We start from the raw sequence: 20,655 nt of genomic DNA on the forward strand, positions 1-20,655 counted from the left end.
TGCGAAACGCCCGGCTCCGGGCCACCCTGGAGTCATGACCGGTTCCGTCGAACAGGGCACCAGCCAGACCCACGGCGGCACCCGCATCCTGCACTTCCTGGTGCGGCTGCCGGTGTCCATGGAGACGGTCTGGCCGGCGGTCGCGACCGTGGAGGGGCTCGCGGCCTGGTGGACCGGGCCGACGGCGCTCGAACCGCGGCTCGGCGGCGAGGTGGTGCTGCCGGGGCCGGGGCTGGGGGAGGGGCAGGTCACCGCGTGGGACGTGGACCGGGTCGCCGAGTACACGCTGCAGCGGGGCGGCCGGGTCCGGTTCCATCTGGAGCGGGACGGGGGCGACGGGGCCGTACTGCGCTTCACGCACGAGTACGAGGGGGAAGGCGAGACCGAGCCCGCGTGGCGGGCCCGGTTCGAGCGGCTGGTCGCGCGGTGGGAGTCCTAGCAGTGCGCCTCCGCGCATGCCCGTCCGCGTGACGCGAGTCCGCCGCTCGTGTGCGCCCAGCCCTCCGCGCACGGCACCGCGCCGTGGGGCGGGTCCCGGTGGACCGGCACGGTGAACCTCTGGTGACAGCCCCAGAACCGGGTCGCGCCGTTGGTGTCGGTCCCGTCGCCCCAGATGTGGAAGTGCCCGGTGACCGGTCGGCACGGCTCGCTACGACGGCGGCAGGCATTCCTTCGCCGGCGGCTTTCCCTCCGGCCAGGCGATCTTCACGAAGCGGGCGGTGCCCTGCGGGGTCAGTTCCACGATCGGTACGGCCTTGTCGTACGGGTTGCCGTGGTTGTCGAGGCAGATCCAGCCGCTCGCGCCGTTGACCCGCTGCTGGGTGCCCTTGATGAGCCGCCACTCGTTGCGGACCTCTTCGAGGGTCGGGATGTCCTTGCTGCCCTTGGCGAACCGGATGCCCTGGTACGTCAGCCGCATCGCGTCGTAGGCGATGATCAGCTGGCCGTCCTCCAGGTCGACGGTGCCGATCGGGCCCACCTTGTCGCCCTGGCCGGCCAGGACCAGGTCCTGGAGGACCTTCGCGTCCGCCGTCGAACCCCCGGTCGCGGGCGGGGACTCGGTCCACGCGTCCGGGTGGGCGAGGGCGGTGTAGCGGACGGTGAGGTTGCGGTTCAGGGCGTCCCGGTTCAGGTCCTTGTCGCCGGTGAGGTAGGACGCCTCGTCGCCGGTGAGCAGGGTGAACTTGCGCTTCTGGCAGCCGCGTTCGCCCAGCGCGTTGATGAACTGCCGCAGCTGGGTGTGGCGTCCGGCGAACAGGATGGTGTCGGTGCCGGCGTCCGTGTCGCAGACCAGGTGGGTGATCTGCTCGAAGTCGTTGGCGGTGGAGCCCTCCAGGGTGCGGTCGTCGGGCGGGTTGAACGACCAGGGGGCGTACGGCGAACCCTTGAGCAGCTTCTCGAAGGAGCGCTGGAGGGTGAGGGAGTAGGGGTCGCCGTTGTCCGGGTCGTCCGCCTTCTGGTCGTAGACCAGGACCGCCTTGTCGGCCGCGACCTGGGCGAAGGAGGTGAGCGCGCGGGCCTCGTCGGTGTTGGTCGGGGCGACCCGGGCGAGCCCGGGGAAGGGATCCTTGCCGTTCTGCCCGTTGGCGAGGTTGTCGGCGGTGATGGAGGTGCCGATGACGGCGATGCCGCGCGCGGTGAGCTTGGCGACGGCCCGCTTGTTGTTGGCGGTGCTCAGCCCGACCCCGGCGACCGCCCGCAGCCTGTCCTTCCCGCCGGTCATGCCCACCAGCTGGTCCACGGTGTGCTCCCAGTGGGCGCCGGTGGCACCGGGGTTGGCGAGCACCAGCCGGATCGCCGGGACGGTCCCGTTGGACTGGTGGTTGGCCTGGTACTGCGCGAGATACGCGCCCTGCATCTCGTGCAGGACGTCACCGAGGTTGTCGGCGTCGGTCGAGGTGAAGGGTTCCAGGAGGGCGACGGTGACGTAGGGGCCCTTGATGGACCTGTTCTCGCGGTCGATCGCCCGGGCCACCTGCCTGAGCGGGGCCCGGCCCCAGTCGTAGGCGGTCGCCGAGACGCCCACGCACTCGTCGCCGCCCTCGGGTCTGACCACCCCGGCCGCGCAGGAACGGTCGTCGTGGGCGAGGGCGCGCACGCCGAGGACCAGGGCCGCCGTCACCGCCACGCCGAGCACGATCGCGAGGTACCGGCGCAACGGGATCTCCCACACGCCCTCCCGCAGCCATGTACCGAAGCCTCTGCCGGCCATCACGCCTCCCCCTCGCCGTCGCCGTCGCCGTCGCTGTCGCCGTCGCCGTCGTCCTCGTCGTCCGGGACGCGCAGGGGCCGCCCCGCGAGCGCGTCCTCGGGCCAGTCCCGGGAGGCCCGCCACAGCAGCGCGTTGCCGGCCGGGCGCAGGTTGGACAGCTGCTCCAGTTCGAAGCGCAGCCGGTCGCACACCTTCGGATCGGGCAGCGCGAGCGGGTCGGTCAGCTGCCACACCGCGTGCAGCAGCCGTCGTATCCGCAGATGCAGTGCGGGGTCCGCGTCGACCAGGGAGTCCGGCATCCGCTGTACGGCGTCGGTGTGGCCGAGCGCGATCGCCGCGCGCCGGTCGTCGCGGGCGTCGAAGTCGTGGCCCTCGGCGTCGTGCGCGTGGAAGTAGGGCGCCGAGGCGACGAACCGCAGGGTGCGCAGCCAGGTGCGGGTGTCCAGGATGGTGAAGGTGTCGCGCAGGTGGGCGACGGCCGACTCGGTGGCGCCGAGGGCGAGTTCGTGGTGGAGGCGATAGCGGGCGCCCGCATCGTCTGAGGCGTCCGGGGGCGGCGCGTAGTGCGCGATCAGCGTCTCGTGCGCCTCCCGCCAGCGGCCGTGGTCGGCGGAGCGGTGGTGCAGCCGGAGCAGCAGCAGGGTCCGTACGAAGGGGTCGCCGACGAACCGGCCCGGCACCTCCGGCAGTCCCTCCTGGACCAGCCGGGTCTGCAGGGCCCGTACGTCCGCCGGGCCGAAGTCGTCGGGCAGCAGGGCCTCGGCCAGCGCGGTGGCGGAGTCGTGGTCGTGGGCGGCGGCCAGCACGGTGAGTTCCTCGAGGCGCTCGGCGGGCACCAGCCGGTCGAGGAGTTCGACGTAGGCGGGCCGGCCGTCGCGGTCCTCGTGCAGCCGTACGTCCGAGGTGAGCAACTCCCCGAGGGACGCTGTGCCGTTCTGCGCGGCGGACTCGGTGAGCAGCACGGTGCCCAGCGGGTTGCCGCCGGTCAACCGGTGGATCGCGTGCGGGAGTTGGGGCGGCACCGGGTGCTCGTCGACGATGTGCAGGGTGTCGTCGGCGCTCAGCGGAGGCAGGGAGACCAGCAGCGCCCGGGAGGACGGCGACGCGGGGTCGGGCGTCCAGTCGGTGCGCCGGGCGACCTCGGGGAGGGTGTGCCGTACGGCGTTGCGCAGGGCGGGCCGGCTCTCGCCGCGCAGCGCGGTGATGAAGACGACCTGGTCGGCGATGCCCTCGGAGCGGTCGCGCAGGACCGGGTCGGTGAGGCCGGGCCCTGGCGCGGACTGCGCGTTGTCGACGAGGACGAGCGGGCGGCCGAGGCGCTGCATACGCGGCAGCATGCCGGTGTAGGCGTCGGTGAGGTCGGCGAGCAGGGCGCGGACCAGATGGCGCTCGGCGTGGTCGCGGGAGGTGCCGCCGGCCCTGAAGTGCCCGGACAGCAGCATGAGTCCGCGCCGGGCGTTGCGGCTGGCGTTGGGGTAGTCCCGCCACCAGGTGGCCGCCCGCTGCTGCCGCCGGTGCACGAAGCTGTCGGAGATGGACTCCAGGGTCGCCTCGATGGCGGAGGAGAGCAGCGGGCCGGTCCCGGTGGCCGCGGCCGCCACGTTGGCGGCGACCCGCCCGGCCCAGCGCCCCGCGAATCCGGCGATCCACGACCCGCTCTCGTTGAGCAGCAGGATCCGCTCGACCTCGCGCCGGATGCGCTCGGAGTCGGCGTCCCGCCAGCCGCCGGCGGCGACCGCGACCAGGCCCGACATCAGCCGCGGGAAGATGATCCGGCCCGCGCCGGTCACCGGCTCCGCGAGCTGCTCGGCGATCACCAGCAGTGCCTGCGACACCGGGGACCAGGCCTCGGCGTCCCGGCCCGCGGGCGGCGCCGCGAACTCGGCGGTCTCGCAGTCGATCAGGGCGACCGGGGTGTGCCCTTTGTAGGCCTCCCGCAACTCGCCGAGCACCGCGCTCTTGCCCCGGCCGCGGCTGCCGGTGAGCACGACGAAGGGCAGTTCCTGCGGATGCTCGAACGCGGTCGCCCGGTGCTGGTGCGGCCGCAGCCCCACGAGCCGTGGTGCGAGCCCCGCCGGATCCGTGTCGAACAGCGCCCCGCGCCCGTGCAGCTGTCTGTGCACCCGCATTCCCCCCATGCGCGCTGTGTATCAATCCCAGGGTAAGGAGGGGGAGTTGGTTCGGACTAGATCGCGTGATGTCCGTTGGGTTACGAAAATGTCGATACCGGGTCCACTGTCCTGTGGACATGTGGCGGGGCCTCGTCACCCTTCGCTAGGCCACCGTCCGCAGCCCGCCCCGCACGACGGCTCCCGTCCCCCGTACCAGCCGGTGGGCGCAGGTCGCCGTGAGGAGTTCTCCCAGCAGGTCGGGGTCGTCTATCTCCAGGCCCAGCAACGTCTCGATGCGCTCCAGGCGCTGGTAGAGGGACTGGCGGCCGATGTGGAGCAGGGCGGCTGTGCGGGTCGGGGAGCAGCCGTTGCGGAGGTGGACCTCCAGGGTGCGCACGAGGTCGCTCGGGTGGGCCGCCTCCCAGGCGAGGAGGGGACCGAGGGCGTGCTGGACCACGGCTGCCAGGCGGTCGCGGTTGGCGTCCACCCCGCCGCGCGTCAGCTCCCGCTCCAGTGCCAGCGCCCTCGACGAGGTCACCAGGGGGCCGTCCGGCACTCCCGGCTCCGCGGGCGGCACGGTCAGCGCCAGCTCCAGGGTCGTGCGGGCCGCCCGCAGGGTGTCGCTCCAGCGCAGCCAGCCGCCGTCGGTGGCGGACACGGCGTGGCCCACCGCCACCGTGAGGCCGGGGGCGGCGGCCGCGCGGAAGGCGTCCTGCACCGCCTTCACGGGGTCACCGGGGCGCGCTCCCGGCAGGGACAGCAGCGCCAGGACGTCCCCCGGGAACGCGGCCCGCAGCACTCCCGCGCCGCCGAGCAGCCGTACCGCCCGGTCGACCGTGCCGACCTCCCGTGTGCCGTGCAGGGACACCCCGAGCAGTCGGGCGCCGGGCCCGGGGTGGAAGCCGGCGAGCGCGGCCCGCGCCTCCACCTCCGGCTGGTTCAGCGCCGCCCGGTCGGCCAGGTCGGCGAGCAGGGCCGCCGTATGGTCGTCGCCCCACGGCCGTACGACCGCACGGCCCGACAGGCCGCGGGCCACGATCGCCCGGTTGGCGGCCTCCGTGATCCGTACGAAGGGCACCACCCGGTGCATCGCCAGCAGGGGCAGCTCCCGGCGGCGGGCCTCGTCGACCACCTCGGCCGGCATGGCCGGCAGGGAGCGGCCGACCTCCACGGCGAGCCCGGCGGCGCCCCGGGCCGCCAGCTCGCGGACGTAGCGGCGGCGGGTCTCCTCGTCGGGGTCGGTCAGCCCGAACCCGTTGGTGAGCAGCAGCTCGCCGCCGTCCAGGAAGTTGGCGCCCTCGTAGACCTCGCTGGAGTGGACCCAGCGCACCGGGCGGTCCAGGGCGGTGTGTCCGGCCAGCAGTTCGGGCTCGGCGGCGCGGACGGGATCGAGGGCGAGGATCTCGCGAAGGGTGAGTGCGGGCATGCGCGCCTCCCGACAGTTCGTCCGGATGTGGGCTGCCCGGAGAGTACTTTCCGCACGTTGCCCTCGTGTTTCGGCCACAGGAGAGTGAGGACATGGACCCTCTGGACCCCTTGGAAGCCTTGGACCCCCTGGATCGGGTGACGGCACGCACGTGGCTCGCCACCGCCGTCGAGGAGGCCCGCGCCGGGCTCGCCGAGGGCGGCATCCCGATCGGGGCCGCGCTCTACGGCGCCGACGGCACCCTTCTCGGGCGCGGCCACAACCGGCGCGTCCAGGACGGCGACCCCTCGGTGCACGGCGAGACGGACGCCTTCCGGGCCGCGGGACGGCAGCGGTCGTACCGTGGCACGACCATGGTGACCACCCTCTCCCCGTGCTGGTACTGCTCAGGGCTTGTCCGCCAGTTCGGTATCTCGCGCGTGGTGATCGGGGAGGCCGCCACCTTTCACGGCGGGCACGACTGGCTGGCCGAGCACGGGGTGGAGATCGTGCTGCTCGACGACCCCGAGTGCGTCCGGATGATGACCGACTTCATCGAGAAGAACCCGGCACTGTGGAATGAGGACATCGGTGAGTAAGCCCCGCATCCCCACCATCGATCTGCGCCCCTGGACGGACGGCGGCCCCGAGGCACGGGCCGCCATCGCCCGCACCCTCGACGAGGCCCTCCAGACCGCCGGGTTCTTCCTGGTCACGGGGCACGGCGTCGATCCCGGCCTGCGCTCGGGCATCCGGGAGGCGGCGCGGTCCTTCTTCCGGCTGCCGACGGAGACGAAGCAGCCGTACGAGGCGAAGGTCGGCGGCCGCGGCTGGCTCGGTCCCGGCGCCGAGGCCAACGGCTACTCGGAGGGCACCGAGACACCCCCGGACCTCAAGGAGTCGCTGACCTTCGCCACCCACGAGCCCTTCGCGGACCCGGTCGTCAACGCGGAGTGGTACGCGCCGAACGTCTGGCCCGCCGAGGTGCCCGAGCTCAGGACGCTGTGCGAGGAGTACCTGGAGCGGATGGGCGAGCTGGAGAAGCAGCTGCTGTCCCTGCTCGGCGAGGCCCTCGGGCTCGAACCCGACTTCTTCTCCCGGCACATGGACCATCCCACGTACGGCTTCAACATCAACTGGTATCCGGGGACCGAGGTGACCGGGGAGCCGCAACCGGGCCAGTTCCGCATCGGCCCGCACACCGACTTCGGCACGGTCACCATCCTCGACCGGCAGGCTGGCAAGGGCGGGCTCCAGGTCTTCACCGACGAGGGCGGCTGGGAGGACGCGCCCTTCGACCCCGACGCCTTCACCATCAACATCGGGGACCTGATGGCCCGTTGGACCGGTGACCGCTGGCGGTCCGGACGCCACCGGGTGCTGCCGCCACCGGCGGACGCGCCCGCCGAGGAGCTGATGTCCCTCGTCTACTTCGGCGAGTGCACCCCGGGCACGACCGTCGAGTCCGTCCCGGCACCGGTCGGCCGCGTGGCGCACGAACCCGTCGACTCCCATGTGTACCTGCGGGCGAAGCTGGACTCGATCACGGTCGGCTGAGCGGCCGACCGCGCCGAAAACTCCGTACGGGAGCCGACCCCTCACGTACGTGAGGAGACGGAAGCGCACATGAACGGCCGTCACGGGGGAGGCGGTTATGCCCGGCGCGTCCCCGCGGCGCACCGCGATCACGCTCGCCGCACTCGGTACGGCCTTCGGAAGCCACGTCCTGGCCGTCACCCCCGGCGGGGCGCCGGTGCCACGGGGGAGGCGCCGGCGCCTCGGCTCCGCCGGACCAGCAAGGTCCCTGGAAAGGCGGCCAGTCGGGGAGGGTAGAGTCCGCCGCCATGACCATGCGCACCGGTGTGCGGGGGCTGCTGTCCGCGGTCGTCGTGCTCGTCGCCGCGGCCGCCGGGGCCGGCGGCACCCTGCTCTGCCAACGCCTCACCCCGCCGGACACCTCGGCCGTCGACGCGCAGGCCGCCGCGATCGCCCAGGACCTGCGCCAGGACCTCGACGCCGGCTTCCACTCGGGCGGCGGCACCTACGGCGGGCAGTTCACCGAGGGCACGCTGGTCGCCCAGGTCGAGGCGCACGGCGGGGCGCTGCTGAGCGTCCGGTCCGCGGGCCTGACCCACACGGCCGAGGTGATGCTGGGCCTCGTACCGCCGGCCGGGACCGCCACCGTCGACGCCGACGCCTACCCGGTCCGCTGCTACCGCGTTGCCTTCGCCCGCGGCGCCTCCAGCGTGCAGCGGACCACCATCACCTGCCCGGCCACCCGATCCGACGGCCGGCCCGGCAGCGTCGCCGCCCAGTTGGGCGGGCTGCTCGCGCGACAGCCCGACACCGCGAGCGACTACCGCGAGGTGTCGGCCGGCGGCTACGACCACACCCCCAAGGGCGCCACGGAGTTCCTGGAGGGCAGGGGGCTGGTCTCCGCCAGGGACACGGTGACCGCGCTCTCCGGCAGGGCCGCCGCCGACGACGTGTACGTCGCCGCCCTGCGCATCAACGGCGTCTGCCACTACCTGCGCATGTCCTCCGACGCCGGCCTGGTCCCCCTGTGGACCGCCCCGGCCGCCGAACAGAAGACCTGCGGTGCCCGACAGGCGGTGACGGCCTCCGCCCTGTACGGGAGCGACCCGGCGAAGGAGGGCTGAGCCGTCACCGCACCGGCGCCCGCCTGCGCAGCGCCGCGTACAGCACCGCGCTCACCGCGAAGCCGACCACGGGAGTGATGTCCCCGAACGACGGCCAGTGCTCCGGTACATAGCCCACGTAGTCCTCCTGGTTGGAGAAGAGCGGGACCGAGACCGCCACGCCGATCAACAGGGCCGCCAGTCCGGGCCAGTTGGTGAAGGTGCGGTCGGTCAGGCGGGCGGCGAGCTGCTCCTGGGGCACTCGAGTCCGGAGCCACCGCTCCACCAGGACCACACCCAGCCAGGGCGCCACCCAGTACGCGATCACCAGCAGGAACGCCTCGTAGGCGGCCCCCGCGTCGGAGAGCGAGGCCCACGCCGCCGCCGTGCCCGCGACCCCGGACACCACGACCAGCACGCTCCGGCTCAGCCAGGCGGGGAGGTTCAGGCCGAAGGAGGCGATCGAGATGGCGCCGGAGTACACGTTGAGGGCGTTCGCCGAGACCGCGCCCAGGATGATCGCGAGCAGGACCAGGTCGCCGAGCCAGCCCGGGAGGTGCCCCGTGAAGGCGGCCGTCGGGGTGGCGTCCTTCGGGGACACGATCGTCGCCGAGGCCGCGCCGATCACCGCGACCACCGCGACCGACAGGAACAGCCCGAGCGCCGGGTAGAGGATCGTCCTGAACCTGTTCGCGGTACGGGGGAGATAGCGCGAGTAGTCCGTGGCGTACGGGTTCCAGCCCGCCGCGTATCCCCAGGCCGCGCTGAACGCGAGCAGGAAACCGCCGACGCCGCCGCCCGTGCCGCCCCCGCCGAGGTGGGCGTCCTTGAAGGTCCACACCCCGGCCAGCAGGAAGATCACCGCGAGGGCGGGGAAGGCGTACTTCTCGAAGACGTGGACGAAGTTGTGGCCGATGAAGCCGATCAGGATCTCGGCGGCCACCACGAGCAGGAGCGACGGCAACGGCCGCAGCCCGGTCAGGGTGTTGAGCGCGAAGGCCGCGCTCACGCTGTTGACCGCGAACCAGCCGACGCCCGCCACCAGGCCGTTGGCCGCCGCGGGCAGGATGTTGCCGCGGTGCCCGAAGGACAGGCGGCCGATCACCATCTGCGGCACCCCGAACCGGGGCCCGTCCAGGGACAGCACGCCCTGGGTGATCGCGCCGAGGGCGGTGCCGAGCACGATGGCGGCCGTGGCCTGCCAGAAGCTCAGGCCGAAGAAGAGGACCGCGATCACCCCGATGAACACGGTCGCGAACTCGATGTTGGGGGAGGCCCAGGTCCACAGCAGCTGGAGCGGGCTGCCGTGGCGTTCGGACTCGGGGATGGGTTCCGAGCCCGCCGCCTCGACGGCGATGACCTTGTCACCGTATGCGGGAGCGAGGGTGCCGGCGGAGTCGGCGGGAGCTGTCGTCATGCGAGGTAAGTGTCCGGCTCCCGCCGGGCCCCGCCCAGGGGCGCAATGTCCGCTTCGGGGACCTCGGCGGCGTACAAGCTGTACGGCTGTACGGCCTCGCCGGTCAGCTGTCCTTCGGGCCCTCCCCCTGCTCCCGGCGCCTGAGCTCCTCCTCGCGGCGGCGCAGGTCCGCCTCCCAGTCCTTCAGCAGGGCCTCGTCCTTCTTCTGCTCGGCCTTGAGGGAGTTCAGGAACTCGGGGTTGTCGTCGGGAGCGACGTACTCCATGCGGTGGTTGCGGTGCCACTCGGAGGGGGTGCGGCCGTTCGCCGGCGGGGTGCGCAGCTTGCCCGCGGCCAGCCAGGCGATCGGGCCGACGATCCAGAACAGCAGGATGATGAAGACCCAGGCGATCTTGGGAAGGTGCTTGGCCTCGTCCTCGGGGGTGTTGAGGCAGTCGATGAACGCGTAGATCGTCAGCGCCAGCGGGATCAGGTACATCAGCAGCCGGAACATGTGCTTTTGGCCCCCCAGGGAACGTTGTGTGGAGCCTGTGACGGGCCCCTGACGGGGTCAGGGTAGCGGCTTGGCAAAGTACCCACGGCAAGGCGGACTCCACGGCCGGCGGCGCGCTCCTGGCCACAGGCCTGGCCGGAGACCGGCTGCGGCGACGGGAGTCGGAGCTGGAGCGGGCCCGGAGCTGAGCGCGGGAGGGTGGGTGGGTGGGGCGGGCGTCGGGGCTTCGGCCGACTCGGCGATACTGGGGGGCATGGCTTACGACGATCTTCGCTCCCTGCTCAGGGCACTGGAACGCGAGGGAGACCTCAAGCGGATCAAGGCCGAGGTCGACCCGTATCTGGAGGTCGGGGAGATCGTCGACCGGGTGCAGAAGGCGGGTGGGCCCGCGCTGCTCTTCGAGAACGTGCGCGGCTCCGCGATGCCGCTCGCCATGAACGTCTTCGGGACCGACCGGCGGCTGCTGAAGGCCCTCGGCCTGAAGTCGTACGGCGACATCTCCGAGAAGATCGGCGGGCTGCTGCGTCCCGAACTGCCGCAGGGCTTCGTGGGCGTGCGCGAGGCCTTCGGGAAGCTCGGCGCGATGACGCACGTACCGCCGAAGAAGGTGAAGTCGGACCACGCCCCGGTGCAGGAGGTCGTCCTCACCGGCGACGACGTGGACCTCGACCGGCTGCCCGCCCTGTTCACCTGGCCGCAGGACGGCGGGTCCTTCTTCAACCTGGGCCTGACCCACACCAAGGACCCGGAGACCGGGATCCGCAACCTCGGGCTGTACCGCCTCCAGCGCCACGACAAGCGCACGATCGGCATGCACTGGCAGATCCACAAGGACAGCCGCAACCACTACCAGGTCGCGGCGAGGAGGGGCGAGCGTCTCCCGGTCGCGATCGCCTTCGGCTGCCCGCCCGCCGTCACCTACGCCTCCACGGCCCCGCTCCCCGGCGACATCGACGAGTACCTCTTCGCCGGGTTCATCGCGGGCAAGCGCATCGAGATGGTGGACTGCAAGACGGTCCCGCTCCAGGTCCCCGCGCAGGCCGAGGTCGTCATCGAGGGCTGGCTGGAGCCGGGCGAGATGCTGCCGGAGGGACCCTTCGGGGACCACACCGGGTTCTACACCCCGCAGGAGCCGTTCCCGGCGCTGAAGATCGACTGCGTGACCATGCGGAAGCGGCCGCTGCTCCAGTCGATCGTCGTGGGCCGCCCCCCGACGGAGGACGGACCGCTGGGCCGTGCCACGGAGCGCTTCTTCCTCCCCCTGCTGAAGATCATCGTCCCGGACATCGTGGACTACCACCTGCCCGAGGCGGGCGGCTTCCACAACTGCGCGATCGTCTCGATCGACAAGAAGTACCCGAAGCACGCGCAGAAGGTGATGCACGCCGTGTGGGGGGCACACATGATGTCCCTGACCAAGCTGATCGTGGTCGTCGACGCCGACTGCGACGTCCACGATCTGCACGAGGTCGCGTGGCGGGCCCTCGGCAACACGGACTACGCCCGTGACCTCTCCGTCGTCGAGGGACCGGTCGACCACCTCGACCACGCCTCCTACCAGCAGTTCTGGGGCGGCAAGGCGGGCATCGACGCCACGAAGAAGTGGCCCGAGGAGGGCTACACACGGGACGGCGGCTGGCCCGAGATGGTGCTGTCCGACCCGGAGACGGCGGCGAAGGTCGACCGCCGGTGGAAGGAGTACGGACTGTGAGCAGCGCTTCCGCGGCCTTCCCGCAACCGGGACGCACGAAAGCCTTTCTGCGGCTGGTGATGATCGAGCACTCGGTCTTCGCGCTGCCCTTCGCGTACATCGCCGCGCTGACCGCGATGTTCGAGTGGGACCGGAACATCCACTGGGGGCGGCTGCTCCTGGTGACGATCTGCATGGTCGGCCTGCGGACCTTCGCGATGGCCGTCAACCGGATCATCGACCGGGAGATCGACGCGCGCAATCCCCGGACGGCGCAGCGGGAGCTGGTCACCGGCGCGATGTCCGTGAAGCACGCCTGGACCGGGGCGCTGGTCGCGGTCGTCGTCTTCCTCGGCTCGGCGGCGCTGCTGAACCCGCTGTGCCTGGCGCTGGCTCCCATCGCGGTGATCCCGATGGTGGTCTACCCGTACGGCAAGCGGTTCACGAACTTCCCGCAGGCCATCCTCGGTCTCGCCCAGGCCATGGGGCCGGTCGGCGGCTGGCTCGCGATCACCGGGGAGTGGTCCTGGGACGCGGTCATTCTCGGCCTCGCCGTCGGCATCTGGATCGGCGGGTTCGACCTGATCTACGCCTGCCAGGACGTGGAGACGGACCGGGAGATCGGCGTCCTGTCGGTGCCGGCCCGGTTCGGCGTCCCGGCGGCGATCCGGGGGGCGCGGGTGTGCCACGCGCTGACCATGGGGCTGCTGGTCTGGTACGCGGTCGCCACGGAGGCGGGCGGGTTCTTCTGGGTGGGGCTGATGATCGTCGCGGGGGCGTTCGTGTACGAGCACTCGATCGTGCGGCCGCATGATCTGTCCCGGCTGAACCGGGCGTTCTTCAGTGTGAACGGGTTCATCGGGATCGCGTTGTTCGTCTGTGCGCTGCTGGATCTGCTGGTGCGGGGACTCACGCTGTAGGACGGGCGAGCGCCATCGCCCGGTCGTCCGCCCGCTCGTCGAGGCCGGGCCCGGCGGCGGCCCGGCCCGCCGCGGCCACCAGCGCGGTGTGTCCGGACGTGAGCCGGGGCCCCGGCCGGTCGAGCAGCATCGCCGCGAGCGCGGGGTCGGCCGCGTCGCGCGCCGCCCGGGGCTTGAGGTGCACGGTGCCGCCGGCCTCGATGGCACCGGCGCGGCAGACCAGCGCCAGCCAGGCGCGCAGCAGCCGTGACACCGCCGCTCGGCGCTGCTCGGGGGGCACCTCCTGCTCGGCGCGCTCCCGCGCGTACAGCCGTACCAGGTCGTGGAACCGGTATCTGGTCTGCCCCGCCCCGTCCACGCCGAGCGGCTCCAGCAGCCGCGCCTCCGCGAGCCGTTCGACCAGGTGCTGGGCGGACGGCAGGTCCACGCCCAGCAGGGGCGCGGCCACCCAGGGTGCGAAATCGGGCAGGTCCAGGATGCCCAGGAGATGGAGGGCACGGCGTTCCCGCTCCCGCAGGGCCCGGTGACCGGGCTCGAACCTGGCGCGGACGTCCAGATCCCCGCAGGCCAGCCCGTCCAGCCGCCGGCTCTCGTCGCGGAGCCGGTCGGCGACGGTCCGCAGCCGCCACCGGTCGTCGCCGCGGAGCCGGGACCCCACGGCCTGGAGGGCGAGCGGCAGGCCGCCGGACCACCGGGCGATCTCGCCGGCGGCGGTGACCTCGGCGGCCAGCCGGTCGCGGCCCACCAGCCGGCCGAGCAGCCGGAGCGTCTGCTCCTGGTCGAGCACCTCCAGACCGACGCGGGCCGTCGCGTCGAGGCCGGGCAGGGTGCGGCGGCTGCTGACCAGCACCGCGCCGCCACCGGCGCCCGGGAGGAGCGGCCGGACCTGGTGCTCCGCGACGGCGTCGTCCAGGACGACGAGGACACGCCGGCCGGCCAGGAGACTGCGATACGCGGCGGCGCGTTCCGCCGTGGACGAGGGGAGGCGGGCGGGCCGTACGCCCAGGGCGCGGAGGAAACCGCCGAGGACCCTGCCCGGCGTCGCCGCCTGGGCGGGATCCGCGCCGCACAGCTCGGCGTACAACTGCCCGTCCGGGAAGGCCGCCGCCAGCCGGTTGGCCACGTCCAGGGTGAGCGCGGACTTGCCGACACCCGGCATGCCGTGGACGACGCACAGGCGCGGGCCGGTGTCGGGGCCGGTGTCCAGCAGGGCGGACACGAGCTGGTCCGCCTCGGCGTCGCGGCCGGTCAACAGGCGAGGAGGGGCGGGGAGCTGCGCGGGCGTCGGCGGGCCGGGTCTTCCGCCCCGTCGTCCGCCGCGTACCGGCGGGGGTGGCGCGGATCGTAACGGCGGGGTGGCGCGGACGGGAGCCGGAGCCGCAGCGGGACGGGCACCGCGGCTGGTCGGAGCCGCGGTGGAACGGGCGCTGCGGCCGGTCGGCGCCGCAGCGGGACGGTCTCTGCTCGTCCCTGTCCCCTTCCGGTCCTCGGAAGCCCCGGCGGCCCCGGTGTGTCCGGCGGCCCCGGCGTCACCGGTCAGCAGCCGCGCGTGCAGGTCCCGTAACGCGTGGCTCGGCTCGATGCCCAGTTCCCTGCGGAGCACCCGGTGGCCGTCCCGGTACACCCGCAGGGCCTCCGCCCGGCGCCCACAGCGGTGCAGGGCCGCCATGAGCAGGCCGCGCGGCCGCTCCCGCAGCGGCTGTCCGGCCACGAGCCGGGTCAGCTCGCCGACCAGCTCGGCCCCGCCGCCCGCCGCCAGCCGGGCGTCGAGCATCTCCTCGACGGCGGTGAGCCGCATCTCCTCCAGCCGGGCCGCCTCCAGCTGGAGCGTCGAGGTCGCCGGGCCGCCCAGCGCGGGACCGTGCCAGAGGCCGAGCGCCGTCTCCAGGGTGTTCGCGGCGGTCGCGTGCTCGCCCCTGCCCGCCTCCGCACGGCCGCGTTCCAGCAGTTCCTGGAAGCGGCGCACATCGAGTCCGTCCTGCCCGGCCAGGAAGAGGTATCCGCCGGGCCGGGTCACGATCACCTCGGGGCGGTCCGGCCGGTGCAGTACCCGCCTGAGCCGGGACACATAGCTCTGCACCAGCTTGGCGGCCGTGTCCGGGGGGCTCTCGCCCCACACGGCGTCGATCAGCCGGTCGGCCGACACCACGCGTCCGGCGTCGAGCAGTCCGGCCGTCAGCAGCGCGGCCGGCTTCCGCGCGAACGGCGCCAAGGACCGGCCCGCGACCCAGACCTCCACAGGACCGAGCAGACGGAATTCCACATTTCCCCCCGAAATGTCCCCCGTGTGTCCCCTGATGCTGTCCGTCGGCGGTCTGCCCGGCGGTCCACCGGGCGTCCAGGGGCAGCAGCCCGCCGCTGTCCAGGATCGGGGCCCGTGAGCCGAACGAGCAACCCCAGAACCAGCCGTCACTGCACCGCCACTGCACCAGGACTGCACCGGCTCTGCGCTCCTGTTGCGGCGCCCGGCCCGACAGTGGTTCCGGCCGGGCACCCGCCCGCGGCGCGAGCGGGAGTGCTCCGGTCCCACCGCAGGTCTCTCTACAGGGGGAAACAAGTGATCCGTAAGCGCATCGTCTCGCTGATGGTGGCCGGTCTCGCGACTGTGGGTGTCGCCGGCGCGCTGCCGCTCGTCACCGCGGCACCCGCCCAGGCCGCGATCATCCCCGGCCTCTGCGAGTACACCTCCAGCGAGCCCCAGCTCTCCTACGCGCCCAGCGCCTACAAGGTCGCGGTGAAGCAGGCTCAGTGCGAGCTGAACTTCGCCATGACCGGTGACAACCTCTCGCTGGACGGCTATTTCGGCTCGAACACCCGGGCCGCGGTCGTCAGGTTCCAGCGCTGTGTGGGCATCGACGACGACGGGATCATCGGTCCCATCACCTGGTCACGGCTCAACTACTGGGCCGGGTCCAGCGCCTACGCCTGCTGACGCACCGCGCTGCACGTCCCGCCGCCGAGGCGGCGCCGTATCCCCGGCGCCGCCTCGGCGTGTGGCGGCACCCCTGTCCGCGGCCCTACGACACCCGCCCCACCGGGGCCGCCCGGCGCCGGAGGACGAACGCCGCCGCCACCCCCGCCACCAGGCCCAGCAGGTGGCCCTGCCAGCTGACCCCCGACTGCGTGGGCGCCAGGCCCACCACGATCGACGTGCCCCAGATCGCCGCTGTCAGGAGGCCGGCCAGGACGCCCAGCGGGCGGCGCTCCACGAAGCCCGCGACCACCAGGTAGCCGAACAGGCCGAAGATCAGGCCCGACGCGCCCGCCGTGTTGGTGTGCGCCGGGGCTATGAGCCAGACGCCCAGGCCGTCGGCGACGATGATCAAAGCGCACACCGCGGCGAAGCGGCGGATACCGCCCAGGGCCGCGAGAAAGCCCATGACCAGCAGCGGGACGCTGTTCGCGGCCACGTGGGCGAAGCCGAAGTGGATGAACGCGGCCGGGACGACGTCGACCAGCTCGGACGGGGTACGGGGCGTGATGCCGAGGCCGTCGAGGGCGTGGCCGCTCGCCACGTCCACCACTTCGAGCAGCCACAGCAGCGCGACCCAGCCCGCCATCAGCTTGGCCGCCGCCTTCGCGCGATCACCGCGCGACCACTCCAGTTCCTTGCCCGTCATGAGAACCCCCATCCCCTCAAGGGAACGCCCCGACCCCCTTGGCCGGTTCCCACCCCGTGACGCCGGATAGGCTCGGGGGTGTGAACCCAGTCAAGCCAGGAGAGACGCGGCGTACGCCTTGGATCGTAGGGGTGTCCGGCGCCTCCGGCACCCCGTATGCCGCGTCCGTGCTGCGCGCGCTGCTCGCCGCCGGTGAGAGCGTCGACCTGGTGGTCTCCCGTGCCTCGCGGCTCACCCTCCTCGACGAGACGGGGATCGCGTTCCGGGACGCGCACTGGCGCGAGGACCTGCGGGAATGGCTGACCCGGGGGGCCGACGGCAAGCCCGGCACCTTCGACGCCGACACCGACGCCGTGCGGTACTGGAACGCCGGGGACCTGGCCGCGGGGCCGTCCTCGGGGTCGTATCCGAGCAAGGGGATGCTGATCGTCCCCGCCTCCACCGCCTGCGTCGCCGGAGTCGCCCTCGGCCTGTCCAAGGACCTGTTGCAGCGGGCGGCGAGCGTCACCCTCAAGGAGGGCCGCAAGCTGGTCGTGGCCGTACGGGAGACCCCGCTGAACGGGCAGACCCTGCGGCACCTCGTCACGCTCGACGACGCCGGTGCGAGCGTGGTCCCGGCCTCGCCGGGCTTCTACGCGGGCGCCACCCACATCCAGGACCTGGTCGACTTCGTCGCCGGGCGGGTGCTGGACGCGGCGGGTGTCGAACACGACCTGTACCGGCGCTGGCAGGGCGAACTGGGCGGCGGCGCGCCGGGCCGGTAGGGCAAGTGGCAGTACCTCTCATCACTTCGGGAACTTCTCAGAACTTCTCAGCGGAAGGCTTCGATCGCATGGACGCGGTGGACAGGCAGCTCATCCAGGCCCTGAGGGAGAACGGCCGGGCCTCCTACGCGGAGCTGGGACGCCTCGTCGGTCTGTCGGGACCCAGCGTCACCGACCGCATCAACCGGCTGGAGGCGGCCGGGGTCATCACCGGTTACCGCGCCACCGTCGACTCCGCCTCGCTCGGCCTCGGCGTCACCGCGCTGATCGGCATCTCGCTGTCCGACGCGGTCGACCACGAGGACGTGGCGCGCCGGCTGCGGGACCTCACCGAGATCGAGGACTGCTGGTTCATCGCGGGCGACGACTCGTACATGCTGAAGGTCCGGGCGTCGGACGTCGACGGCCTGGAGAAGATCATCCGGCGGCTGTCGGGGACCAAGGGGGTCTCCCGGACCCGTACCACGATCGTGCTCTCCACGAAGTGGGAGAACCGGGTCGGAGAGCTGCCCGAAGAGGCGTAGACGTACGGTTGTCACAGTCGTTCGGGGTGGTCGGAGAAAGGTGTGTGGGCATGGACGTCGGGCTCAAGCGCGAGCTGGAGGAGAAGGTCAGGGCCGGTGAACGGCTGACCCGCGAGGACGGCATCGCGCTCTACGAGTCGGACGACCTGGCCTGGCTCGGCGGCCTCGCGCACGAGGTGCGGACGCGGAAGAACGGCGACGTCGTCCACTTCAACGTCAACCGTCACCTCAACATGACCAACGTGTGCACGGCGTCCTGCGCCTACTGCTCCTTCCAGCGCAAGCCGGGCGAGAAGGACGCGTACACGATGCGCATCGAGGAGGCGGTGAAGCTCGCCAAGGCGATGGAGGGCGAGAACCTCACGGAACTCCACATCGTCAACGGCCTGCACCCGAACCTGCCGTGGCGCTACTACCCGCGCTCGCTGCGGGAGCTCAAGGCGGCCCTCCCGGACGTCTCGCTGAAGGCGTTCACCGCGACGGAGATCCACCACTTCGAGACGATCAGCGGTCTCTCGGCCTCCGAGATCCTCGACGAACTGATCGACGCGGGCCTGGAGTCGCTGACCGGCGGCGGCGCGGAGATCTTCGACTGGGAGGTCCGTCAGCACATCGTGGACCACCGGACCCACTGGGAGGACTGGTCCCGGATCCACCGCCTGGCGCACGAGAAGGGTCTGAAGACCCCGAGCACCATGCTGTACGGCCACATCGAGGAGCCCCGTCACCGCGTGGACCACGTCCTGCGGCTGCGCGAACTCCAGGACGAGACCGGCGGCTTCCAGGTCTTCATCCCGCTGCGCTACCAGCACGACTTCGTGGACCTGAAGGACGGCAAGGTGCGCAACCGCCTTCAGGCCCGCACCCAGATGGCGACGGGCGCGGAGGCGTTGAAGACCTTCGCGGTCTCCCGACTCCTCTTCGACAACGTCCCGCACGTCAAGGTCTTCTGGGTCATGCACGGCGTCCAGACCGCGCAACTGGCCCTCCAGCACGGCGCGGACGACATGGACGGCTCGGTGGTCGAGTACAAGATCACCCACGACGCCGACAACTACGGCACCCCGAACAAGCTCACCCGCGAGGACCTGCTGGACCTCATCCGCGACGCGGGCTTCCGCCCGGTGGAGCGCAACACGCGCTACGAGATCATCCGCGAGTACGACGGCCCGGACAAGGCCCGCCGCGAGGCCCCGCAGCCGATGCGCCTCTGACAGGCCGACTGGCCCGGTGGGCGGGGCCGTGAAAACCTCCGCCCGGTGCACCCACCGAGGGGCGTGGGGAACTGCGCGCCCAGCCCCCACCGGCGCGCGTCTGACGCGGGGTGGGCGGGCCCGTGAAAACCGGCGCCCGGTGCACCCACCGAGGGGCGCGGGGAACTGCGCGCCCAGCCCCCACCGGCGCGCGGCTGACGCGGGGTGGGCGGGCCCTTGAAAACCGGCGCCCGGTGCACCCACCCAGGGGCGCGGGGAACTGCGCGCCCAGCCCCCACCGCCCCGCACCCAGGACCGACACCGCACCCCCACGCACCGACACCGCGCCCCCTCCGTTCACCACCCACCCTCACGGGTACCCGGCCCCCATGGTGAGCCCCAAGGCACCAGAGGACGCCTACACAGCCGAACCCTTCCTCCCGGACCGCGGCGGCCTGAACGCCCTCCGAAAGGCCGCCGCCGGCTGCCGTGGCTGCCCCCTCCACCGGGACGCCACGCAGACAGTCTTCGGCACCGGAGACCCCCACGCGCGCGTGATGCTCGTGGGTGAGCAGCCCGGTGACCAGGAGGACCGGCAGGGCAAGCCGTTCGTCGGGCCCGCGGGCAAGCTGCTCGACCGGGCTCTCGCGGAGGCCGGCCTCGATCCGGCGGACGCCTACGTCACCAACGCCGTGAAGCACTTCAAGTTCACGCAGGCCGAGCCGAAGAAGCGCCGGATCCACAAGGCGCCGAGCCTGAGGGAGATGACGGCCTGCGGCCCCTGGCTCGCCAGGGAGCTGGCGCTCGTCGAACCGGAGCTGATCGTCGTGCTCGGCGCCACCGCGGGCAAGGCGCTGCTCGGGTCGTCGTTCCGGGTGACACAGGTGCGCGGGACCGTGCTGGAGGAGGAGATCCACGGCAGGCGGGAGCGGCTCGTACCGACCGTGCACCCGTCGGCCGTGCTGCGGGCCGAGGACAGGGAGGGCGCGTACCGGGGCCTGGTGGCGGACCTGGAGGTGGCGGCCCGGGCGCTGGGGTGACGCACGTGACGCCGGATACCCCTTGAGGCGACGGAGTCGTAATGGCTAGCCTCGCCCCATGCCCCTTACCTTCACCCTCGACCCGGCCGTCACCCCCGCCCTCCGCGACGGAATCCTCGACCTGTGGGCCGACGTATCCAATGCCGGTGGAGCCGTCGGATTCGTCGCGCCGGTTGAGCGGGACACGATCCGCCCCGAGCTGGTGAAGCACTTCGTGGGCATGGCGGAGGGACGGACGCGGCTGCTCGTCGGCCACGACGAGGACGGACGGGTCGCCGCCACCGCCTTCTTCGGCTCCAACACCCACCGCCTGATGACCCACTGGGTGTGGCTGTACACGGTGATGGTCCACCCGCGCCACCAGGGCCGGGGCTACGGCCGCGACCTCCTCGCGGCGGCAGCCGACGCGGCCCGTGCCTTCGAGGGCATCGAGGCGATCCGGCTGACCTGCCGCGGCGGCCTCGGCCTGGAGCGCTTCTACGGCTCCTGCGGCTACAAGGAGGTCGGCCGCGTCCCCGACGCCATCCGCGTCGCACCCGGCGACGACCGGGACGACGTGATCATGCTGCTGCCGCTCACCTGACCGTTCCCAACCCCCGTCGAAGATCGGGTGCCCGGCGTGCTTCA

At 72.5% G+C, this 20,655-nt stretch carries 19 protein-coding genes; 12 read left to right on the top strand and 7 right to left on the bottom strand.

The window, feature by feature from the left end; all coding sequences use genetic code 11:
- Positions 1–34: 34 nt before the first annotated feature.
- Positions 35–439, top strand: a complete 405-nt coding sequence (locus ACFYZ8_RS40650; RefSeq protein WP_388541318.1) for a hypothetical protein — start codon at positions 35–37, stop codon at positions 437–439.
- 210 nt (positions 440–649) lie between these two features.
- Here the strand turns inward: ACFYZ8_RS40650 and ACFYZ8_RS40655 are convergent, their stop codons facing one another.
- From ACFYZ8_RS40655 to ACFYZ8_RS40665, 3 genes are all read right to left on the bottom strand, one after another.
- Positions 650–2,212, bottom strand: a complete 1,563-nt coding sequence (locus tag ACFYZ8_RS40655; protein ID WP_388541321.1) for a hypothetical protein — start codon at positions 2,210–2,212, stop codon at positions 650–652.
- Positions 2,212–4,341 (bottom strand): hypothetical protein, encoded by a 2,130-nt coding sequence (locus ACFYZ8_RS40660; RefSeq protein WP_388541514.1) that lies wholly within the window; start codon positions 4,339–4,341, stop codon positions 2,212–2,214. The genes ACFYZ8_RS40655 and ACFYZ8_RS40660 overlap by 1 nt, the downstream gene beginning before the upstream one ends.
- A gap of 145 nt (positions 4,342–4,486) precedes the next feature.
- Positions 4,487–5,749: a PucR family transcriptional regulator gene (locus tag ACFYZ8_RS40665; protein WP_388541324.1), complete on the bottom strand. Its 1,263-nt coding sequence runs from the start codon at positions 5,747–5,749 to the stop codon at positions 4,487–4,489.
- 92 nt (positions 5,750–5,841) lie between these two features.
- Between ACFYZ8_RS40665 and ACFYZ8_RS40670 the strand changes: the two genes are divergently transcribed.
- The 3 genes from ACFYZ8_RS40670 (at position 5,842) to ACFYZ8_RS40680 (ending at position 8,388) form a co-directional block, all read left to right on the top strand.
- A complete protein-coding gene (locus ACFYZ8_RS40670) occupies positions 5,842–6,327 on the top strand; it encodes a nucleoside deaminase (protein WP_359032366.1) in 486 nt (161 codons plus the stop codon).
- Entirely contained in the window at positions 6,308–7,285 is a 978-nt protein-coding gene (locus tag ACFYZ8_RS40675) for a 2-oxoglutarate and iron-dependent oxygenase domain-containing protein (protein ID WP_359032365.1), read from the top strand. Before ACFYZ8_RS40670 ends, ACFYZ8_RS40675 begins: the two co-directional genes overlap by 20 nt.
- Before the next feature lie 287 nt (positions 7,286–7,572).
- A complete protein-coding gene (locus ACFYZ8_RS40680; protein WP_388541328.1) occupies positions 7,573–8,388 on the top strand; it encodes a hypothetical protein in 816 nt (271 codons plus the stop codon).
- Positions 8,389–8,392: 4 nt separating this feature from the next.
- Here ACFYZ8_RS40680 and ACFYZ8_RS40685 read toward each other — a convergent pair whose 3' ends face one another.
- Complete coding sequence (locus ACFYZ8_RS40685) at positions 8,393–9,784, bottom strand: purine-cytosine permease family protein (RefSeq protein WP_388541330.1); 1,392 nt, start codon at positions 9,782–9,784, stop codon at positions 8,393–8,395.
- Positions 9,785–9,887: 103 nt separating this feature from the next.
- Positions 9,888–10,277: a PLD nuclease N-terminal domain-containing protein gene (locus tag ACFYZ8_RS40690; RefSeq protein ID WP_359032361.1), complete on the bottom strand. Its 390-nt coding sequence runs from the start codon at positions 10,275–10,277 to the stop codon at positions 9,888–9,890.
- 253 nt (positions 10,278–10,530) lie between these two features.
- Between ACFYZ8_RS40690 and ACFYZ8_RS40695 the strand changes: the two genes are divergently transcribed.
- Both ACFYZ8_RS40695 and mqnP read left to right on the top strand, forming a co-directional pair.
- Positions 10,531–11,988, top strand: coding sequence for a menaquinone biosynthesis decarboxylase (locus ACFYZ8_RS40695; RefSeq protein WP_388541333.1), 1,458 nt, complete (start codon positions 10,531–10,533; stop codon positions 11,986–11,988).
- The gene (gene mqnP, locus ACFYZ8_RS40700) at positions 11,985–12,887 is read left to right on the top strand and encodes a menaquinone biosynthesis prenyltransferase MqnP (RefSeq protein WP_359032359.1); all 903 of its coding nucleotides are present in this window, start codon (positions 11,985–11,987) and stop codon (positions 12,885–12,887) included. Before ACFYZ8_RS40695 ends, mqnP begins: the two co-directional genes overlap by 4 nt.
- Here the strand turns inward: mqnP and ACFYZ8_RS40705 are convergent.
- Positions 12,877–15,150, bottom strand: coding sequence for a BTAD domain-containing putative transcriptional regulator (locus ACFYZ8_RS40705; RefSeq protein ID WP_388541336.1), 2,274 nt, complete (start codon positions 15,148–15,150; stop codon positions 12,877–12,879). The genes mqnP and ACFYZ8_RS40705 overlap by 11 nt on opposite strands.
- 294 nt (positions 15,151–15,444) lie before the next feature.
- Between ACFYZ8_RS40705 and ACFYZ8_RS40710 the strand changes: the two genes are divergently transcribed.
- Positions 15,445–15,819, top strand: a complete 375-nt coding sequence (locus ACFYZ8_RS40710) for a peptidoglycan-binding domain-containing protein (RefSeq protein ID WP_359032357.1) — start codon at positions 15,445–15,447, stop codon at positions 15,817–15,819.
- Between the two features lie 85 nt (positions 15,820–15,904).
- On the opposite strand, the gene ACFYZ8_RS40715 is transcribed toward ACFYZ8_RS40710, so the two are convergent.
- The gene (locus tag ACFYZ8_RS40715) at positions 15,905–16,507 is read right to left on the bottom strand and encodes a rhomboid family intramembrane serine protease (RefSeq protein ID WP_388541340.1); all 603 of its coding nucleotides are present in this window, start codon (positions 16,505–16,507) and stop codon (positions 15,905–15,907) included.
- An 80-nt stretch (positions 16,508–16,587) separates the two neighbouring features.
- Here ACFYZ8_RS40715 and ACFYZ8_RS40720 point away from each other — a divergent pair, with 80 nt between their 5' ends.
- From ACFYZ8_RS40720 to ACFYZ8_RS40740, 5 genes are all read left to right on the top strand, one after another.
- Complete coding sequence (locus ACFYZ8_RS40720) at positions 16,588–17,271, top strand: UbiX family flavin prenyltransferase (RefSeq protein WP_359032355.1); 684 nt, start codon at positions 16,588–16,590, stop codon at positions 17,269–17,271.
- A gap of 68 nt (positions 17,272–17,339) precedes the next feature.
- Positions 17,340–17,795 carry an Lrp/AsnC family transcriptional regulator gene (locus ACFYZ8_RS40725; RefSeq protein ID WP_359032354.1) on the top strand — a complete coding sequence of 152 codons (456 nt, stop codon included), beginning with the start codon at positions 17,340–17,342 and terminating at the stop codon, positions 17,793–17,795.
- A 50-nt stretch (positions 17,796–17,845) separates the two neighbouring features.
- Positions 17,846–19,009: an aminofutalosine synthase MqnE gene (mqnE, locus tag ACFYZ8_RS40730; protein WP_388541343.1), complete on the top strand. Its 1,164-nt coding sequence runs from the start codon at positions 17,846–17,848 to the stop codon at positions 19,007–19,009.
- A 368-nt stretch (positions 19,010–19,377) separates the two neighbouring features.
- Entirely contained in the window at positions 19,378–20,028 is a 651-nt protein-coding gene (locus ACFYZ8_RS40735; protein ID WP_388541346.1) for a UdgX family uracil-DNA binding protein, read from the top strand.
- 58 nt (positions 20,029–20,086) lie between these two features.
- Positions 20,087–20,611 carry a GNAT family N-acetyltransferase gene (locus ACFYZ8_RS40740; protein WP_359032351.1) on the top strand — a complete coding sequence of 175 codons (525 nt, stop codon included), beginning with the start codon at positions 20,087–20,089 and terminating at the stop codon, positions 20,609–20,611.
- Positions 20,612–20,655: the final 44 nt, after the last annotated feature.

This window comes from Streptomyces sp. NPDC001668 (assembly GCF_042893155.1).
Taxonomy (GTDB): Bacteria; Actinomycetota; Actinomycetes; order Streptomycetales; family Streptomycetaceae; genus Streptomyces.

Coding starts and splice junctions, on each gene's coding strand:
- ACFYZ8_RS40650 (WP_388541318.1), top strand. CDS start 35: ATGACCGGTTCCGTCGAACAGGGCACCAGCCAGACCCACGGCGGCACC.
- ACFYZ8_RS40655 (WP_388541321.1), bottom strand. CDS start 2,212: ATGGCCGGCAGAGGCTTCGGTACATGGCTGCGGGAGGGCGTGTGGGAG.
- ACFYZ8_RS40660 (WP_388541514.1), bottom strand. CDS start 4,341: ATGCGGGTGCACAGACAGCTGCACGGGCGCGGGGCGCTGTTCGACACG.
- ACFYZ8_RS40665 (WP_388541324.1), bottom strand. CDS start 5,749: ATGCCCGCACTCACCCTTCGCGAGATCCTCGCCCTCGATCCCGTCCGC.
- ACFYZ8_RS40670 (WP_359032366.1), top strand. CDS start 5,842: ATGGACCCTCTGGACCCCTTGGAAGCCTTGGACCCCCTGGATCGGGTG.
- ACFYZ8_RS40675 (WP_359032365.1), top strand. CDS start 6,308: ATGAGGACATCGGTGAGTAAGCCCCGCATCCCCACCATCGATCTGCGC.
- ACFYZ8_RS40680 (WP_388541328.1), top strand. CDS start 7,573: ATGACCATGCGCACCGGTGTGCGGGGGCTGCTGTCCGCGGTCGTCGTG.
- ACFYZ8_RS40685 (WP_388541330.1), bottom strand. CDS start 9,784: ATGACGACAGCTCCCGCCGACTCCGCCGGCACCCTCGCTCCCGCATAC.
- ACFYZ8_RS40690 (WP_359032361.1), bottom strand. CDS start 10,277: ATGTTCCGGCTGCTGATGTACCTGATCCCGCTGGCGCTGACGATCTAC.
- ACFYZ8_RS40695 (WP_388541333.1), top strand. CDS start 10,531: ATGGCTTACGACGATCTTCGCTCCCTGCTCAGGGCACTGGAACGCGAG.
- ACFYZ8_RS40715 (WP_388541340.1), bottom strand. CDS start 16,507: ATGACGGGCAAGGAACTGGAGTGGTCGCGCGGTGATCGCGCGAAGGCG.
- ACFYZ8_RS40725 (WP_359032354.1), top strand. CDS start 17,340: ATGGACGCGGTGGACAGGCAGCTCATCCAGGCCCTGAGGGAGAACGGC.
- mqnE (WP_388541343.1), top strand. CDS start 17,846: ATGGACGTCGGGCTCAAGCGCGAGCTGGAGGAGAAGGTCAGGGCCGGT.
- ACFYZ8_RS40735 (WP_388541346.1), top strand. CDS start 19,378: ATGGTGAGCCCCAAGGCACCAGAGGACGCCTACACAGCCGAACCCTTC.
- ACFYZ8_RS40740 (WP_359032351.1), top strand. CDS start 20,087: ATGCCCCTTACCTTCACCCTCGACCCGGCCGTCACCCCCGCCCTCCGC.